This is a genomic window from Lentzea sokolovensis (assembly GCF_033949975.1).
Taxonomy (GTDB): Bacteria; Actinomycetota; Actinomycetes; order Mycobacteriales; family Pseudonocardiaceae; genus Lentzea; species Lentzea sokolovensis.
This window is the reverse complement of record NZ_JAXAVU010000017.1, coordinates 232,758-249,646: the sequence shown is the minus strand read 5'-3', so window position 1 is coordinate 249,646 and position 16,889 is coordinate 232,758. Positions and strand designations below refer to the sequence as shown.

12 protein-coding genes are annotated in these 16,889 nt (G+C 69.8%); 8 read left to right on the top strand and 4 right to left on the bottom strand.

All coding sequences use genetic code 11. From position 1 onward, the window contains the following. Positions 1 to 9: 9 nt before the first annotated feature. Entirely contained in the window at positions 10 to 3,786 is a 3,777-nt protein-coding gene (locus SK854_RS44125) for a DNA topoisomerase (ATP-hydrolyzing) (RefSeq protein ID WP_319981159.1), read from the top strand. A 316-nt stretch (positions 3,787 to 4,102) separates the two neighbouring features. On the opposite strand, the gene SK854_RS44120 is transcribed toward SK854_RS44125, so the two are convergent. Together SK854_RS44120 and SK854_RS44115 are read right to left on the bottom strand one after the other, a co-directional pair. Next, the gene (locus SK854_RS44120) at positions 4,103 to 5,203 is read right to left on the bottom strand and encodes a glycosyltransferase family 4 protein (RefSeq protein WP_319981158.1); all 1,101 of its coding nucleotides are present in this window, start codon (positions 5,201 to 5,203) and stop codon (positions 4,103 to 4,105) included. After that, positions 5,176 to 6,333 carry a lipopolysaccharide biosynthesis protein gene (locus tag SK854_RS44115; RefSeq protein WP_319981157.1) on the bottom strand — a complete coding sequence of 386 codons (1,158 nt, stop codon included), beginning with the start codon at positions 6,331 to 6,333 and terminating at the stop codon, positions 5,176 to 5,178. The genes SK854_RS44120 and SK854_RS44115 overlap by 28 nt, the downstream gene beginning before the upstream one ends. 170 nt (positions 6,334 to 6,503) lie before the next feature. Between SK854_RS44115 and SK854_RS44110 the strand changes: the two genes are divergently transcribed. Genes SK854_RS44110 through SK854_RS44095 form a run of 4 tightly spaced genes read left to right on the top strand, consistent with a single transcriptional unit; the run spans position 6,504 to position 11,668 of the window. Next, complete coding sequence (locus SK854_RS44110) at positions 6,504 to 9,266, top strand: arabinosyltransferase domain-containing protein (RefSeq protein ID WP_319981156.1); 2,763 nt, start codon at positions 6,504 to 6,506, stop codon at positions 9,264 to 9,266. Beyond that, positions 9,263 to 9,766 carry a phosphatase PAP2 family protein gene (locus SK854_RS44105; RefSeq protein ID WP_319981155.1) on the top strand — a complete coding sequence of 168 codons (504 nt, stop codon included), beginning with the start codon at positions 9,263 to 9,265 and terminating at the stop codon, positions 9,764 to 9,766. Before SK854_RS44110 ends, SK854_RS44105 begins: the two co-directional genes overlap by 4 nt. Then, positions 9,763 to 10,653, top strand: a complete 891-nt coding sequence (locus SK854_RS44100) for a decaprenyl-phosphate phosphoribosyltransferase (protein WP_319981154.1) — start codon at positions 9,763 to 9,765, stop codon at positions 10,651 to 10,653. Before SK854_RS44105 ends, SK854_RS44100 begins: the two co-directional genes overlap by 4 nt. Before the next feature lie 25 nt (positions 10,654 to 10,678). Then, a complete protein-coding gene (locus tag SK854_RS44095) occupies positions 10,679 to 11,668 on the top strand; it encodes a hypothetical protein (RefSeq protein ID WP_319981153.1) in 990 nt (329 codons plus the stop codon). Positions 11,669 to 11,676: 8 nt separating this feature from the next. On the opposite strand, the gene SK854_RS44090 is transcribed toward SK854_RS44095, so the two are convergent. Further along, the gene (locus SK854_RS44090) at positions 11,677 to 12,426 is read right to left on the bottom strand and encodes an SDR family NAD(P)-dependent oxidoreductase (RefSeq protein WP_319981152.1); all 750 of its coding nucleotides are present in this window, start codon (positions 12,424 to 12,426) and stop codon (positions 11,677 to 11,679) included. Positions 12,427 to 12,652: 226 nt separating this feature from the next. Continuing rightward, positions 12,653 to 13,204 (bottom strand): DivIVA domain-containing protein, encoded by a 552-nt coding sequence (locus tag SK854_RS44085; RefSeq protein WP_319981151.1) that lies wholly within the window; start codon positions 13,202 to 13,204, stop codon positions 12,653 to 12,655. Between the two features lie 96 nt (positions 13,205 to 13,300). Between SK854_RS44085 and SK854_RS44080 the strand changes: the two genes are divergently transcribed. The 3 genes from SK854_RS44080 (at position 13,301) to SK854_RS44070 (ending at position 16,850) form a co-directional block, all read left to right on the top strand. Continuing rightward, a complete protein-coding gene (locus SK854_RS44080) occupies positions 13,301 to 13,669 on the top strand; it encodes a YchJ family protein (protein ID WP_319981150.1) in 369 nt (122 codons plus the stop codon). Continuing rightward, positions 13,666 to 14,343, top strand: coding sequence for a hypothetical protein (locus SK854_RS44075; RefSeq protein WP_319981149.1), 678 nt, complete (start codon positions 13,666 to 13,668; stop codon positions 14,341 to 14,343). Before SK854_RS44080 ends, SK854_RS44075 begins: the two co-directional genes overlap by 4 nt. A 221-nt stretch (positions 14,344 to 14,564) precedes the next feature. After that, positions 14,565 to 16,850 (top strand): hypothetical protein, encoded by a 2,286-nt coding sequence (locus SK854_RS44070; RefSeq protein WP_319981148.1) that lies wholly within the window; start codon positions 14,565 to 14,567, stop codon positions 16,848 to 16,850. The last annotated feature ends 39 nt before the right edge of the window (positions 16,851 to 16,889 follow it).

The window sequence follows — 16,889 nt, the reverse complement described above, 5'->3', positions numbered from 1 at the left end:
CACGAAGTCATGGCACGCCGCAAGGGACCCACGACCAAGGTCGACCCAGCCGCGTTCGACCGGGCCGGCGCCAAGGTGCTCGACAACTCGCTGAAGACGGAGATCGAGGACTCGTACCTGGAGTACGCGTACTCGGTCATCCACTCGCGGGCACTGCCGGACGCGCGGGACGGCCTCAAGCCGGTGCACCGCCGCATCCTCTACTCGATGCACGAGCAGGGGTACCGGCCGAACCACGCGTACGTGAAGTCGTCGCGCGTCGTAGGCGACTGCTTCGTTCGCGGTGCGCTCGTGTCGACGCCGGGCGGGCTGCGGCCGATCGAGGACATCGAGATCGGTGATCTCGTGCTCGACGGCCACGGCATTCCGGTGCGGGTGAGCGAGGTGTACGAGAACCCGGTCTCCGACCTCGTGCGGATCACCTGGTCGAACGGTCGCACGATGCTGGTCACGCCGGGGCAGCGGTTCCGGACCGTCGAGTCCGACCTGTCGATCGGCTGGACCGCGGCGACGGACCTGGCCGGGCGGCAGACGATCGCGTACGGCACGGATCGGCAGGCTGGCCTCGCGTCGGACGGCGGTGACGTCGCCGCCTACGTGCAGGGCCTCATCGTCGCCGAAGGGTTCGCCGTCGACCGCAAGCGTGCCGCCGATGGCCGGGTGCGCATCCACATGGTCGACTCCGAGCCTCTCGACGTCGCACACGGCTGGGCGATCCTCAACGGGGTCAACGTCTCGCGCGGCAAGCGCGTGGCGAAGAAGCCGAAGCACAAGGACCAGCACATCCTCACGTTCGCGCGCCACGAGGCGTTGCTGGAGGCCGCGACTCCTCGCAGTGACCAGAAGGCCGTGCCGCCGGGCGTGCTGGCAGACCGGTCCGCGTGGGCGCCGTTCATCGCCGGCTTCTTCGACGGCGATGGCTACGTGCGCAAGCAGAACCGCGAGATCGTGCTGGTCAGCACCAGTCGGCGGCTCATCGGCCAATTGCACGGCATGCTCGCGGACGCCGGCATCCACGGCCACCACTGGTCGCGCGTCAGCACGGCCGGGAACAAGACGTTGCTGGGGTTGTCGATCTCGGGTCGTGACGCCGCCGCGCTCGCGCTGGCGCTGCTGCCGTGGACGAAGATCGGTTACAAGCAGGACGGCCTGCGACAGGTGCTGTCCATCGGCTACCGCTACGGCGGCAAGCAGGGCAACGACAGGCTGCCGTGCGCACCGGTGATGGCGGAGTTCTCCGCCGCTCACCAGGGTGGCGGCTGGTTCCGCGACACCGACGGCGTGGCGTTTCGGGCGTCGTTGGGCGAGCACGTCCGGTATGGCAAGGATCGCCACGGTAAGGCGCTCGCGGAGCGTTCCTTCCCGCTCTGGCGAGCCCACGAGAACGGCTGGGCCGAGAAGCTGCGCCGAATCGGATCGCCGCTCGCCGCGCGTCTGGAAGCGTTGTCGGGCTTCAGCTTCCTCGAGGTGACGTCGGTCGAGCCGGTTGCTTCGGACACGACGTACGACATCCAGGTCGCGACGGAAGAGCACGCGTTCGTCGTTGACGGCCAGGTCGTGCACAACTGCATGGGTAAATACCATCCTCACGGCGACACGGCGATCTACGACGCGTTGGTCCGCCTCGCTCAGGACTTCAGCCTCAACGAGCCGCTCATCGACGGCCACGGCAACTTCGGTTCCCCAGACGATGGCCCGGCCGCGAGCCGATACACCGAGTGCCGCATGTCCCCGGTAGCCATGCAGCTCGTCGGCGAGCTGAACGAGGACACGGTCGACTTCCGCCCCAACTACGACGGCTCGCTGCAGGAGCCGGTCGTGCTGCCGGCGGCGTTCCCGAACCTGCTGGTCAACGGCACGTCCGGCATCGCGGTCGGCATGGCCACGAACATGATTCCGCACAACCTGCGCGAGGTCGTGGGTGCGGCGCGGTGGCTGATCACGCACCCGGACGCGAGTCTCGACAAGCTCATGGAGTTCATTCCCGGCCCTGACCTGCCGACCGGCGGCATCCTGCTCGGGCTCGACGAGGTCCGGAAGGCCTACGAGACCGGGCGCGGCGTGGTCAGGATGCGCGCCAAGGTCGAGATCGGGCCGCTGGAGGGTTCCAGGGGCCGGCAGGCCATCACGGTCACCGAGTTGCCGTACGGCGTCGGTTCCGAGCGGATCGTCGAGAAGATCACCGACGAGGTCAACAAGTCGAAGCGGCTCACGGGCATCGCGGACGTCAAGGACCTCACGGACCGTGAGAACGGCATCCGGCTCGTCATCGAGTGCAAGGTCGGCGTGAACCCGCAGGCGCTGCTCGCGGACCTGTACCGGCTGACGCCGATGGAGCAGTCGTTCGGCATCAACAACCTGGTGCTGGTCGACGGCCAGCCGCAGACGCTGGGGCTCAAGCAGTTGCTGGAGGTCTTCCTCAAGCACCGCTACGAGGTCGTCACGCGGCGTACGAAGTTCCGTCGTCGTAAGCGTGAGGAACGGCTGCACCTGGTCGAGGGGCTTCTCCTCGCCCTGCTGGACATCGACAAGGTCATCAAGCTGATCCGGGGCAGTGAGAACGCGGCTGCCGCCAAGGACGGCCTGATGAGGCAGTTCAAGCTGTCGGAGATCCAGGCCACCTACATCCTCGACACGCCGCTGCGCCGCCTGACCCGGTACGACAAGCTCGAGCTCGAGAACGAGCAGGACAAGCTCCGTCAGGAGATCGCCGAGCTGTCAGCGATCCTGGACGACGAGGGCGTGCTCAAGAAGCTCGTGTCGACCGAGCTCGCGGCTGTGGCGAAGGAACTGGGCGGCGAGCGCCGGACGAGTCTCATCGACGGCGATCTCAAGGAGGTGCTGGCGGCGTCCAAGCCCGCCGGGCCGCTGGAGGTGGCCGACGACCCGTGCCAGGTCATCCTGAGTGCCGCTGGTCTCGTCGCGCGCACCGCGGCGGAGTCGGAGGAGGCGTCCGAGGGCAAGCGCCGGGCCGGGCGGGTAAAACACGACGCCGTGCTGGCCGTGGCGCACTCCACGGCGCGAGGCCAGGTCATCCTGATCACGAACCTGGGCCGCGCGTTCAAGACGGACGTGCTCCCGCTACCCGTGCTGCCGGAACAGAGCGGCACGGTCAGTCTCAGGGGCGGCATGGCGGCGAGTGAGCTGGTGCCGCTGGAGAAGGGCGAGAAGGTCGTCGGCATCGCGCCGCTCGACCCGAAGGACTCACCCGGTATGGCGCTGGGCACGAAGCTCGGCACGGTGAAGGTGTGCGTGCCGGAGTGGCCGGTCCGTTCGGACGAGTTCGAGGTCATCTCGCTCAAGGACGGCGACGAGATCGTCGGCTGCACGTGGCTCACGGATGGCAGCGAGACGATCGCGTTCGTCAGTTCCGACTCGTCACTGCTGCGCTATGACGCGAAGCTGGTGCGGCCGCAGGGTCTCAAGGGCGGCGGCATGGCGGGCATCAACCTGAGTGGCGACGCGTACGTGGTGTTCTTCGGTGCGATTCGCACGGACGACGACGAGCACGGCGAACCGATGGTCGTCACGTCGTCCGGGCAGAGCGTCAAGGTCACGCCGTTCAGCGAGTATCCGGCCAAGGGTCGTGCGACGGGCGGTGTGCGGTCGCAGCGCTTCCTCAAGGGCGAGGACCACCTGGTGCTCGCGTGGATCGGCAGCAGGCCGGCGGGTGCGGACGACAAGGGCACCCCGGTGGAGCTGCCGGAGGTGGACCCGCGCCGGGACGGCTCCGGTCACGCGCACCCCGGTCCGGACGTCATCGGGCACCTGATCGAACGGGACTAGTTCCGAGCTGGTGAGGACGGGGGCAGGAGCCGCGTCCTCACCAGGGTCTTTTGGAGATGCTGCCGGACAGCTGGGCGGAGCTGTTGCTGCTAGGCGAACTGCTGCCGGCGGTCTGAGCCAACAACTCTCCGTTCGCCGTGCAGGTCGCCAGCACGGTCCCGCCGCCGTGCCGCAGGACGAGCTTCCACTCATGGTTGCCGCTCTCCGCCGGGAACTCGAAGGTCCTGGTCCACGGGAGCGCTACCGACGTCTCCTCGCTGGAAGTTCCGTCGACTCATCCGCTGAGCCTGGCAGAACCGTCCGGTACCGGTCCCCGCTATCGGGCGTGCTTCTCGAAGAGCGCTTCGAAGGCGTCGAGCACGGCAGGGACGCTGAACTTCGCCGCGGCCGTTCCGTCCGGGACCGGTGGTTCGTCGCGCAGGGACCGCAGTCCCGCGGTGATGGCCGCCGCGTCGCCGGGCGGCACGATGATGCCGAAACCCGTCTCCCGCACCGGGATGCGCACGCCGGGAAGGTCGCTCGCCAGCACCGGTACGCCCGCGAGCATCGCGACGACCTGCACGATGCCGAAGGCCTCGAATGCGTTCACCGACGGCAGGGCGAACACGTCCAGGGACGCGTAGAAGTCGCCGAGGTCCTCGTCGGGCACGAAGCCGAGCAGCTTGATCCGCGGGTCGTCCGCGATGCGCTCGCGGACTCGGGAGATGACGCTGCCGCCGGCGACGTTGCCGAAGTCGCCGCCGATCAGCAGCCTTGCCGTCGGGTCTTCCAGTGCGCGGAATCCGTCGACCAGGTGCTCGACGCCCTTCTCCTCGACGATGCGGCCGAGGAACCCGACGTGCGGGCCGTCGCCGTCGCGGAACCGCGGTGTGCCAGGGGGAACCGGGCGGCAGGGTGGGGGTACGGCGGCCATGTGCGGCCGGATGGACGGCCACAGCCTGCTTTCCCGTGCGTAGTCCTCGCTCGTCACCGCGACGGCGGCCGCGCGGCGCATCGCGAGGCGGCTGGACGCGTCGATCACCTTGCCCTGCACCGTGTTCACCAGGCCGGGTGGCAGGCTGACGTCGCAGTGGTAGGTCACGACGACGGGGCACTTCGCCAGCGCGGCCACCGGGCCGGCTTCGAGCATGGGCAGGTGGAGGTTGAGCACTCGGGCGTTCGCCGACGCCTCGCGCACCATGGTGGCGAACGCCGGGCTGATCACTCCCTTGCCGAATCGGGCGAGCACGGGTGCGCGGCTCACGCGCACGCCGTTGATCGTCTCCTCGTGCGGTAGCGAGGGGTCGTGGCGGGTGGTGACCACGCGGACGCGTTTGCCGCGCTCGGCGAGCCCCTCCGCGACGTCCCGCGCGAAGTTGGTCAGCCCTGACACGTAAGGCGAGTAGTAGGTCAGGGCGATGACGAGGTCGTCGAGCACAGTTCGCTCTCCTGTCGTGGGGAAGTGAGCAGCCGGAGCCCGACGAGCAGTCCGGCGAGTGATCCGGTGAGGAACGCGATCTCGGCGCGCAGCAACAGGTCGGGGATGAGCGCGAACGTCACGGCCGCGGTCAGGACGCCCGCGACCCAGGTCCACGCGACGCGGCTGTGCAGGGCGTCCGCGACCAGGGCCTGGGTGGTGACGATCAACCCGAGGTGGGCGACGACGCCGAGCGCGATGAGCGTCAGGTCCGTGGCGGACACGACGTAGAGAGGACCGAACACCAGCCGCACCAGCCATGGTCCGATCGTGACCGCCACGGCGACGCCGGCGATCGCCGCCGCCGCGAGGACGGCCGCGAGGCGGGTCACGACGGTGCGCTTCCGCTTGCCCGCGAGCACGGGCAACAGCGCTGTCTGCAACGGAACCGCGACGAAGAGCGGGACCCTGGCGAGCAGGAAGGCCGCGAGGAACACCCCGGCCTGAGCTCGTTCGCCCGGCGTCGCGATCGCGGTCACCAGCACGGGGATGCCGTTGAGCAGCAGTTGCGCGCACAGGGAGCCGACGAGCAACGGGGAGATCGCGCGGGCGAACTCGCGCACGGGCACCTCGCCCTCTCCCTGCCACCAGATGGCGGCCAGCACGGGCAGGTGCGCCACCGCGACCGCCGCCACGAGCGTCCATTCGAACTGTGCGCTCGTGGTGGCTCCGAGCCACCCGGCGAGCAGCGCGAACACCACGCGCAGGGTGGTGTCGGCGACCAGCAGGCCGCCGTGCCACGCCAGCTTCCCGCTGCCGATCAACGCGCCGCGCACCAGGAACTGCGCCGCGGACAGGAAGCACAGCACCACGACGGCGGGGGAGACGAACACGGCCAGCGCGCACTCGACGACCGCCATGCAGGCAGCGACCACCGCGGCCGAACGCAGAGCGCGAGGGCCGAGGCGGGCCAGTTCCTGTTCCACTGGAAGGAAAGCACCGAACCCGACCAGCAGTGCGATCGACCAGAACGCGCCGAAGTCGCTGTACTCGGCGGGCGAGACGTTGCGCGCGACGATCGCGAGGTAGGCGTTGACCAGCAGTCCGGACAGGACGATGCACACCCCGACGAAACCGAGCGCACGGACCATGGGCGGGACCATATCGGCCGCGGTGTGCCGATTTTCGCCTCCGTAACACGATTCCGGGGTATGGCAACGCAGACGTAGCAATGCGCGGGCCGGCCGGGCTCTTCGCGTAACGGGCGGTCGCTAGCTTCTGACGCCTCGCCCCATCCGAAACCCCCTTAGGACATCGGCGCGTGACGACAGAAACGATTTCGCTCGCTCCTGAAACGCCTGCCATCACCACTCGGCCCGGGCCAGGGAGGAGACGACGGCTGCTGGCCGTCGCCGTCGTGTCCGGTGCGCTCACGGTGCTGCTGTCGGCGCTGATGCCGCTCGCGCCCGTGACGATCAACGATCCCACCGTGAGCTGGCCGGAGAACGCGTCGGCGCCGCGGTCCACGATGCTCGCGCTGAGCGCCTACCGTCCATTTGAGATGGACGCGCGTTTCGGTTGCGCGACCGCACGTGCCGCGCAGGCCGGTGGGGGCGTGGTGTTCTCGACCGTCACGCCGTCGGCCCCGGCGCGCGGTCTCGTCGTGAAGGCGGAGAACGATCGTCTGCTGGTGAGCGGTGTCGCCACGCTGGACGAGGCGGTGCCCGCGGGTGACTGCTCGTACGAGATCCGCGGCGACCGGGACGGGCTGAGCATCTCGCGTGACGGCAGGGAGATCGGCCGGTCCGCGACCATGCCGGACGTGCACGTGCTGGCGACCTCGATCACCACGACCGCCGACCTGTCCGTGCGGATCAGGGTGGACGACCAGTTCAGCACCAGCCCGTCGCCGTTCAAGATCGTGCTGATGGTGCTTCTCGCGCTGTGCGCGGCGACCGCGTTCGCCTGTCTCGTGCTGCTGGATCGGCGCGTGTCCCGTGAGCCGGCCCGGTTCCGGTGGCGGTTGAGCCTCGTCGACCTGGTCGTTCCCGCGATCATGATCCTCTGGTTGTTCCTGGCACCGATGTCCGACGACGACGGCTACTACAGCGCGATGGCCAAGAACGTGCCGTTCGAGGGTTATGTCGGGAACTACTACCAGATCCTCAACCAGGGCTTCACGCCGTTCTCCTGGTTCTACTACTTCCTGGCCAAGTGGCAGGTTTTCGGCTTCGCGCCAGTGGTTCTGCGCATCCCCGCGCTGTTGTTCGGTCTGGTGACGTGGTTCGCCGCACGTCGTTATGTGTCGGGAAAGTTCAGCGGGATCGTGCTCGGCGCGGCGTTCCTGGCGTGGTGGCTGCCGCTCGACATGGGGGTGCGGCCGGAGGGTGTCGTGACCATGTGCGGCATGCTCACGCTGCTGGCGGTGACGGCCGCGGTCGAACGCGGGCGTCTGGCGTTGCTCGGCGTGGCCGTGGGCGTCGCGGGCATCGGTTTCTTCGCGCACCCCACGGGTTTCACGACTCTCGCGCCGTTGCTGGCGGGCCTGCCGTTCGCGTGGAAGCTGCTCACGAAGGACGCGGGCTGGCGCACGATCGTGGCGAGGACGCTCGCCGTGCTCTCTCCCGGCGCGATCGCGATGATCATGGCGTTCAGCGACGGAACCCTGCGCGATTTCCTGTACGCACAGGAGATCTTCAAGAAGATGGCCGGTTCGGAGTCCTGGTACACGGAGTTCGCGCGGTGGATGTTCCTGCTGAACCAGGGCGACGCCATGGCGAACTACGCCAAACGCGCGCCGGTGCTGGTGTGCGTCGTCGCGCTGGTCTGGTTCGTCGTGCTCGTCACGGCCGCACGGGCCCGCCGGATCGACGTGCCACCAAGGCTCGCGCTGGCGGGCTGGTCGACGTTGTTCGCGTTCTTCCTGCTGTGGCTGACACCCAGCAAGTGGACGCACCACTTCGGCAGCCTCGCGGGGATCGGCTCGGTGTTCATCGCGTTGATGCTGCTGTGCTCCGTGCCGCTGGTGCGTGAGCTGACCAGCGACCGCCGCATGCCGGTTCCGGTGCTGCTGGGCGGCATCGTCAGCGTCGTGGCGATGCTGGGTCTGGCGGGGCACGGCGCCAACCTGTGGCCGTACTCGTGGCACCTCGGGCTGCCGTCCACGGGAGTTCCGCCGCACGTGTCGGTTCTCAAGTTCGACAAGCCGTACTGGTGGCTCGTCCTGATCGTGATCGTGGCGATCGTGTTGTACCGGCGGGGCAAGGGTTCTCTCGCGCCGGTCATCGCGATACCGGTCGTGATCGTGATGTTCTTCGTCGCCAACATCGCTTATCTGGTGGGCGGTTTCACCGTCGCGACCGTGAACACGCTGGGCACGTGGTCGCCGTGGGCGGCGAACGTCCAGGATCCGCTCGCCGAACGGTGCGTCGCGGCGGACGCGGTCGAGGTCGCGGCACCACAGCCGCTGGTCTCGTTGCCGGACAGGTGGTTCGCGATCCAGACCGACCCGATCGCGACCGTCGTCACCGGCAGACCGGTACCCGTCACCTACGAGTACGCGACCTCGGACGCGAAGGTGCTCGCCACCGGCAAGATCACCGACAACGTGGACAGCACGTGGCGGCGCACCCTCCTGCTGCCACCGGCACCGGCCGGCGCGACGCAGGTGCGGCTCTCCGGCGAGGGCGAGTTCACCCAGCCGGCCGCGCAGAAGTACGTGCGGCTGCGGGAGTTCCTGCCCCGCGAACCGGCGGTCGCGGTGGCGTGGCAGATCGCGTTCCTGTTCCCCTGCCAGCGTCAGCCGCGCGTCCAGGACGGCGTGATCGAACCGGTCTCCTACGCCGTGCAGTGGGGCGACACGCAGGCGCTCGGCCTGTCCGACGCGACCTGGCAACCCGTGCGTGGCGCGCTGTTCGGGGACGTCCTCACCACGCACGAGGTCACCGCGTTGCCGGCACGGCTGCGGGACTCCTCCCGCCCGTACCCGATCCAGGTCTACCAGGCCACCCCGCTCTACGAGGCCGGTCGGTACACCACCACCCGCGACACCCAGACCCGCATGGGTTGGGAAGGCGTTCGATGAGCGATCGTGAAGCGGAGGCGCTGGTAGCCGTGCAGACGGCGCTGGCGAGACCACCCGTGGTGCACGTGGCCAGGCTGCTGTCGTGGTTCGGCGAACACAGTGCGGGATGGCTGTTGCTGGGCGTCGCCGGCGCCGCGGTGGACCGCCGGCGCCGTCCTGAGTGGACGGTCGCGACCGGCTCGGTCGTCGCCGCGCACGCCGTGTCGATCGTGGTGAAACGCGTGGTGCGGCGGCGGCGTCCGCACCACGCGGAGGTGCAGGTGCTGGCGGGAACCCCGAGCAAGCTGAGTTTCCCGTCGTCGCACGCGTCCTCCACCACGGCCGCCGCGGTCGCCTACGGCGCGCTGACGAACCAGCCACTGGTGCCGCTTCTGGTGCCACCGATGATGGTCAGCAGGCTGGTGCTGGGCGTGCACTACCCGACCGACGTGCTGGCCGGCGCCGTGCTGGGTGCCATGGTGGCACGCGGCGTGCGGCGCGTGGTGTGGGGTCGTCGATGACCGTGGCGACCGAGACACGTCCGTCGATCGTTCGTGGGCTGATCAAGACCGCCCGGCCGCACCAGTGGGTGAAGAACGTCCTGGTGCTGGCCGCGCCCTTCGCGTCGAGCAGGATCACCGAACCCGTCGTGCTGCGGTCGGCGGCGCTGGCGTTCGCGGCGTTCTGCTGCGCGGCCTCGGCGGTGTACCTGGTCAACGACGCGAAGGACGCGGAAGCCGACCGAGCACACCCGAAGAAGCGCCTCCGCCCGATCGCGGCGGGCATCGTCCCGGTGCCTCTCGCGTTCGGCACCGCCGGCGTGCTGATGGCCGCGTCGCTGTCGATCGGCGCGGTCGCGGGCTGGAAGCTGCTCGTGCTCATGGCCGTCTACCTGGCGGTCCAGCTCGGGTACTGCTTCGGTCTGAAGCACCAGCCCGTCCTCGAACTGTGCGTGGTCGCCTCCGGGTTCCTGCTGCGCGCCATCGCGGGCGGCATGGGCGCGAACATCGAGCCCAGCCAGTGGTTCCTGCTCGTCACGGCGTTCGGGTCGCTGTTCATCGTGGCGGGCAAGCGGTACGCCGAGATCAAGCTCTTCCACGAGACCGGCGCCGCGATCCGCCACTCGCTGACCAGGTACTCGGAGACCTATCTCCGGTTCGTCTGGGCCACGTCGGCCGCGGTCATGAACATGACCTACGGCCTGTGGGCGTTCGAGCTCGGTCAGCGCACGGGCAGCCCGTGGGCCGCGCTGTCCATGGTCCCGTTCGTCATCGCCGTTCTCCGCTACGCCGTCGACGTGGACAGCGGCAAGGCGGGCGCGCCGGACGACCTGGCCCGCTCCGACCGGGTCCTGCAGTCGCTGGGACTCGCCTGGGTGGTGACCGTCGCGCTGGCGATCTACCTCTGAGCGACGCTGCCAATACGATCCCGCCATGGTTCGCACCACTCCACCACGCCCGGTCGACCTGACGGCGCACCTGCCCGCCCTCGCCTCGCTGGCCCGCACCGCGGTGCGGCTGCACCCCCGGCCCGGCGAGCCGACGGCGGCGGACAGCTCGATCGGCGGCCCGTTGCTGTGGCCGGCACGGGAACCGTGGCCGGCGTGCGCCGAGCACGCCGGCCCGTTTCTCGAAGGCGCGAGCGTGCCCGACGTGACGGCGCGGCGGCGGATCCTGACGCAGGCGTGGGCCAGGCCGCGGGAGCGCGGCACGAACCTGCTGACCGAGGACGAGAAGGCCGTCGTCGACCGCGTGGACGATGGCGCTGAGATCGCACAGGACGGGCCGGCGCCGATGGTGCCGGTGGCCCAGTTGTACGCGCGCGACGTCCCCGGCCTTCCCCGTCCGGACGGTGCCGACCTGCTGCAGGTGCTGTGGTGCCCGTTCGACCACGAGGACGACGGCTACGTGCCGAGCACCGTGCTGCGGTGGCGGGTCGCCGCCGAGGTGACGGAACCGCTGGCAGACCCGCCACTGCCGGCCGCGGTCGACGACAACTACCTGCCGCAGCCGTGCGTGCTGCACCCGGAGACGGTCGTGGAGTACCCGGCTCCGCACTGCCTGTCCGAGGAACTGGCCGGTCAGGTGCGGGAGTGGGAGGACCGGGAGGAGCAGAAGTACCAGTACGAGCTGTCCGTCGCCTCCGGCTGCAAGGTCGGCGGGCACGCGCCGTGGAGCTTCTCCGACCCGTACCCGATGTCGTGCCCGGACTGCGGCGCGGACGTCGAACCGCTGCTCACCATCGCCAGCTCGGAGTGGGACGGCAACACGAGCTGGCAACCGGTCGAGGACGCCGGGGCGGAGCACCCGCCGTTCCCGGCTCCGCACGAGCCGACGATGCTGATGATCGGCCGCGGCTACCACTTGCAGCTCTACACGTGCGTCGCGTTCCCCGAGCACGGACACGTGACGAACATGCAGTAGCGCACCGGTCAGAGCCCGAAACCGCCGGACACCTCGATGTTCTGCGCGGTGATCCAGCGGCCGTCCTCTCCGGCGAGCGCCGCGATCGCCACCGCCACGTCGTCGGGCTCGCCGACGCGGCCCAGCGCGGTCTTCGCCGCCATGGCCGGGATGAACTCCGGGAACTTCTCGAAGGCGTCGTCGCCCAGCCTGGTCCGGGTGGCGCCGGGGGAGACGGAGTTGACGCGGATGCGGCGCGGGCTGAGTTCCTTGGCCAGGTAGCGCGTCAGCACGACCAGGGCGCCCTTCATGGTCGCGTAGCCGGAGTAGCCGGGCTCGGCCTGTTCAGTGGAACTGCTCGTCGTGTTGACCACCGCGCCGCCGTCCGCGAGGAGCGGGAGCAGGGTCTGGGTGAGGAAGAACGGGCCCTTGAGCAGGACGCGGTAGAACTTGTCGAACAGTTCCTCGGTCGTGTCCGGGAACAGGGCGGTCTGGGCGAAGCCGGCGTTGTTGACGAGGACGTCGAACGTGTCGCGGCCCCAGCCGCCGAGCACCTGCGCGACCTGGTCGCGGAACGCCGGGAAGGTGTCGCTGCGGCCCAGGTCCAGCGGGAGGGCGACGGCGTTGCCGCCGTTCTGCTCGATGGCGGAGACGGCCTGCTTGGCGCCGGTCTCGTTGGAGCCGTAGGTGAGGATCACGGAGGCGCCCCGCCGAGCCAGTTCGACGGCCGTGCTCCAGCCGATGCCCGAGCTGCCACCGGTGACGATTGCGACTGACATGTTCCTACCGCCTGTTCTGGTCTGCTTGGTTTCTGATGAACCAATAAGACCAGCGAAGACGGGGTGAGCAGGAGACCGAAGCTCTCGTCTTCTTGCCTGATTCTCCCGGTGCGGGTGGTGTCCTGGGACAGTCCCGGATCGGCCGGCGCAAGCTCTCCGACGGGGGAAGGCCCGGCCTGGGAGTCTCGGGGTGTCCCAGGCCGGGCCTTGCGCGAGATCTCGCGACCTACGTGATGTGCAGGTTCTGCACCTTCGCCTCCGCGACGATCCGCTCGGCCTCGTCACGGGCCACGTTGCGCAGTTCGGCCAGGGCGCGCATCGCCTCGGCGCGCCGCGCCGACATCGCGAGCCGGAAGTCCTCGCGGATCCCGTCGCGCTTTGCCGCGGCCTCCTCGTCCAGGCGGCGGGCTCGTTGCTCGGCCTCGCCCACGATCATCAACGCCTTGAGCTGCGCGTCCCTGACGACGTCACGGCGTTCTTCCTCGGCCAGGGCGACCATGCGGGCGAGCCGTTCCGGCAGGCCCTTCGGGTCGATCGGGGTCAGGCAGATGCGGTGCAGGCCGTCCTGCAGGGCGGCGTTCTCCTCCTGGACCGAGACCAGTCTGCTCGCCAGGGCCTCCGCGCGGGCCTCCGAGGCGTCGCGGTCGGCTGTGACCAGGCGAAGCTCGGCTTCCAGCTCGGCGACGTAGTCGTCCACCTCGTCGCGGTCGTAGCCGCGCCATCGGAGCCCGAACCACGTTCGCAGCGGTACGAGCTCAGTCCTGCTGTCGACACTCACTGCCGTCTCCTCTGCCTCCCGCGAAGTCAGTCTTGACAAGGGGTACGTACGGGGTGCGGCATCGGTTCTAATGGGTTTACCAGGCACAATGTCGGCGTGAACAACAAACTGTGCCCCTGTGGTACCGGTCAGTCCTATGTGGACTGTTGCGGTGCGCTGCACTCCGGAGCCCGCAAAGCGGCCACGGCCGAGCAGCTGATGCGTTCGCGTTACAGCGCTTTCGCGGTGTCCGATGAGGACTACCTGCTGCGCACCTGGGCTGCGCGCAACCGGCCCAAGAGTGCCGGAATCGACTCCACCGACCGCTGGCTCAAGCTCGAAATTCTGGCGACCGAGAACGGTGGTCTGCTGCAGAGCGAGGGTGTGGTGGAGTTCCGTGCGCACTACGTCGGGGGCGTGGTGCACGAGCGGAGCAAGTTCATCAGGGAGAACGGCCAGTGGGTGTACGCGGAGGGCCTGGAATGAGCACGGTGACGGTCGCGAGCAGGTTCAACGGGCCTCCCGGCATGGGCAACGGCGGGTACTCGGCCGGTCTGCTCGCCGCGCACGTCGACGCGGAGACGGTGAGCGTCCGGCTGCGCAAGCCGGTGCCGCTGGACCGCGAGATGGAGGTCCGCAACGGGCAGTTGTTCGACGGTGAGACGGTGATCGCGTCGGCCGAGCCCGCCACGCTCGACCTGGAGGTTCCCACCGCGCCGACGCTGGACGAGGCGCTGAAGGCCTCCGCGAAGGTCCCGTGGCGCGACAGGCACCCGTTCCCGACGTGCTTCGGATGCGGTCCCGGCAGGGAGGACGGCATCGCCGCGCTGCTCGGCCCGCTGGACGGCCGCGTGGAGTGGGCCGGGGTCTGGACGCCGAGTGACGTGCTGCCGAACGACGGGGTCAGCGTGCTGCCGGAGATCGTCTGGGCCGCGCTCGACTGTCCGTCCGCGCAGCCCGTCGCACCGGACGGGGGACCGGCGTTCGTGCTCGGCACCTTCGTGGCCCGCACCGAGCAGCCGGTGAAACTGGGCGTGGACCACGTGCTCCTGGCGTGGGAACTTGGCCGGGACGGACGCAAGGCCTACTCCGCGTCCGCGATCATCGGCCCTGACGGAGTGTGCGGACGAGCACGCGCCGTGTGGGTCTCGATCGGATGACGCCAAATAACCCGACTGGGTGACAAGTGTGCGGTGCGTCTTGATAGCGTGCACGCTCGTTGCCCGATTAAGCCGAAAGGGCGAGTGACCGGGATGGCACGGAGGTGATCAGGCGCTTGATGGGCCGACGTGCCGCCGCCCATGGCGACCAGCAACCACAGACCCAGAGTTCTGGCCAGAGCGTTTTCGGGGTTCAGACGATTACGAGCACCGAGCAGGACATGGATCTGTATCCCGTCGAGCAGCCCCCGGCAGCAGCGCCGCCGCCGGAGCCGGTACCCCAGAGGACGCCCTTCGCGGCGAACCTGGTGGGGTCGACGCTCGTCGTCTCCAACCCCGAAGGCCCCAGCCAGGGCGCCACGGGACTCGCGCGCGCCCTTCCCGCCGACACCGGCCGGACCGTGGTCGTGGTCGACTTCCCAGGCGGAGACCAAAGCACTTTCTGGCCGCACGTCGTGACGGCGCTGCACGGCCGTGGGCCCCTCCGGCTCGCGGTGTCGCACGCCGGGACGATGCGGCCGACCGCGCCCGCCCAGTGGCTCGCCGAGCAGCTCCAGACCGAGGTCGTGGCGCCGGACGGCGTGCTGACCACGGTGCCCGGTGCCGCGTTCGTCGTCGGCACGCAGGGCTACGGCAGCTGGGTGAAGTTCCAGCCGAACGCGTCCCCGATGCCGTTCGGCCGCCGCTTCCCGGTGCCGCAGTGGGAGGCGATGGACCCGAACTCGCCGTGGCCGACGGGCGAGATCGGCATCTCCGAGCCGATTCCGAGCGGACTCTGGCTGCGCGCGCAGCAGCCGCCGTTCGAACCGGCCGCCCAGGACTCACGGCCGATCGTGGCGCTGCCGTGCCGCGACAACGTGCTGACGGTCGTCGTCGGCGGCCCCGGCCAGTCGGCGATCCCGATCGACGAGGTGTGCCGCCTGCTCACCGCGCTGCCCCAGGCGGCCCGGTCGCGCGTGCGGCTCGTCCCGTACGGCATCGACGCGAGCATCGGAAGCCTGGTCGCGGACCAGATCGGCGAGCCGATCGCCATGTTCACCGGCCTGCCGGTGGGCAACCTGCGCAGCGGCGGGCCCGCGGTCATCGCGGTCGACCCGCGCGGGCAGCAGACGTGGCGGCCGTTCGTCACCGAGGTGCTGTGCGTGCCGAACGAGTCCGTGCCCGTCGTGTCGGGCTACCGGACTCCGGTGCAGGGCCTGTCCGAGGTCTCACCCGGTGTGTTCACCCTCGGCGACGGCGTCGTGCTCGAAGTCGTGCCCTCCGGTCTGTGGGTGCGTGAGCAGGAAGAGCCCTACAACGCGGCCGAGGTGCGCACCCAGCCCCTGGACCCGGAGTGGGCACGTCTGACCGTGGGCACGCCTGGGCGCACGACGCCTGGCGCGGTCGCGGTGCACGGCGCCGCTCTCGTCGAACGCCTGGAGCCCGAGGTGCGCAAGCTCCTGCGGCTGGTGTTCTGCGACTCCAAGGTGACCGCGCCACCGCCGCCACCGCCCGCTCAGCCTCCCGCGACGACGCCGGCACACGCGTTGTCCACGCGTGACTCGTCGGACAACGGCGTCGGCTTCTTCACCGCCGTCACGCCGGCCGAGCCCGAGACGGAGCGGTCCGCGTACGCGAGCATCGGCGCCGGTCCGGCGATGGCGACCGTGACGTCGCACGCGCTGGACGACCCGGACGAGGCCGCGTTCCCCTCGGACGACCCGGACTCCGCCCCGGTGCGGTTCCGCGTGGACGGCCCGCTGCCGTTGCAGCCGCTGGCCCTGTGGGAGGTGCCGCCGGAGGACAACGGCGAGCGCGAGACGGTCTCCGTGGACCACAGCAGTTCGGACGCCGAACGCGACACGGTCCGTCGTGCGCTCGGCGAACGCTACGGCGTGCACGCGGCGACGGTCGTCCGCCTGCTCTCGCAGCGCCCGGACGCGGAGGAGGACCCGGCCGCGTTCGAGGCCATGGTCACCGACCTCACGGCGTTGCTGGCGTGTGTGTCGCAGGACGAGGAGATGGTCGTCGAAACGCTCCGCATGGGACGTCTGGGCCGCTTGCGCCCGTACGTCGCGTGCATCGTCTCCGGCCTGAACCGCCTGCCCGTGCACAACGGCATCGCGGCGGTGTGGGGCATGAGCGGTCCCACGGGTCCGCGGCGCTACCGCCACGGCGAGGTGCTGGTGGAGCACGGCCTGCTGGACGCCGTCGCGAACCCGTCCCAGCGCATCGAGGGCGTCACCGAGTACCTGATCTGGTCGGTCACCGGCCGCGTGGTCGAGGTGACCGACCGCGTCGCCGTGGCCACCGAGGAACGCGTGCTCTTCGCTCCCGGCACGCCGTTCCGCGTGCTCGCGGTCGCCGAGGCCGAGGGTGATCACCCGCAGCAGGTGCTGTTGCAGGAGATCTCCGGGCCGGCCGCGGAACAGGAGATCGCGGGGATGCGGCCGAGCGTGCTCTCCCAGCTGGAACGGGCGGCCGCGAACCTGCGCGTGCTGCCGGTCTCGCACCAGGTGACGGCCTGAACCTCGGAATCCGCTACGCCGAACCGCCCGTCGGCCCGC

Bases quoted from the DNA above. Each gene is read 5' to 3' on its own strand.
- SK854_RS44090 (WP_319981152.1), bottom strand. From the start codon at position 12,426: ATGTCAGTCGCAATCGTCACCGGTGGCAGCTCGGGCATCGGCTGGAGC.
- SK854_RS44125 (WP_319981159.1), top strand. From the start codon at position 10: ATGGCACGCCGCAAGGGACCCACGACCAAGGTCGACCCAGCCGCGTTC.
- SK854_RS44095 (WP_319981153.1), top strand. From the start codon at position 10,679: ATGGTTCGCACCACTCCACCACGCCCGGTCGACCTGACGGCGCACCTG.
- SK854_RS44105 (WP_319981155.1), top strand. From the start codon at position 9,263: ATGAGCGATCGTGAAGCGGAGGCGCTGGTAGCCGTGCAGACGGCGCTG.
- SK854_RS44115 (WP_319981157.1), bottom strand. From the start codon at position 6,333: ATGGTCCGTGCGCTCGGTTTCGTCGGGGTGTGCATCGTCCTGTCCGGA.
- SK854_RS44075 (WP_319981149.1), top strand. From the start codon at position 13,666: ATGAGCACGGTGACGGTCGCGAGCAGGTTCAACGGGCCTCCCGGCATG.
- SK854_RS44070 (WP_319981148.1), top strand. From the start codon at position 14,565: ATGGATCTGTATCCCGTCGAGCAGCCCCCGGCAGCAGCGCCGCCGCCG.
- SK854_RS44100 (WP_319981154.1), top strand. From the start codon at position 9,763: ATGACCGTGGCGACCGAGACACGTCCGTCGATCGTTCGTGGGCTGATC.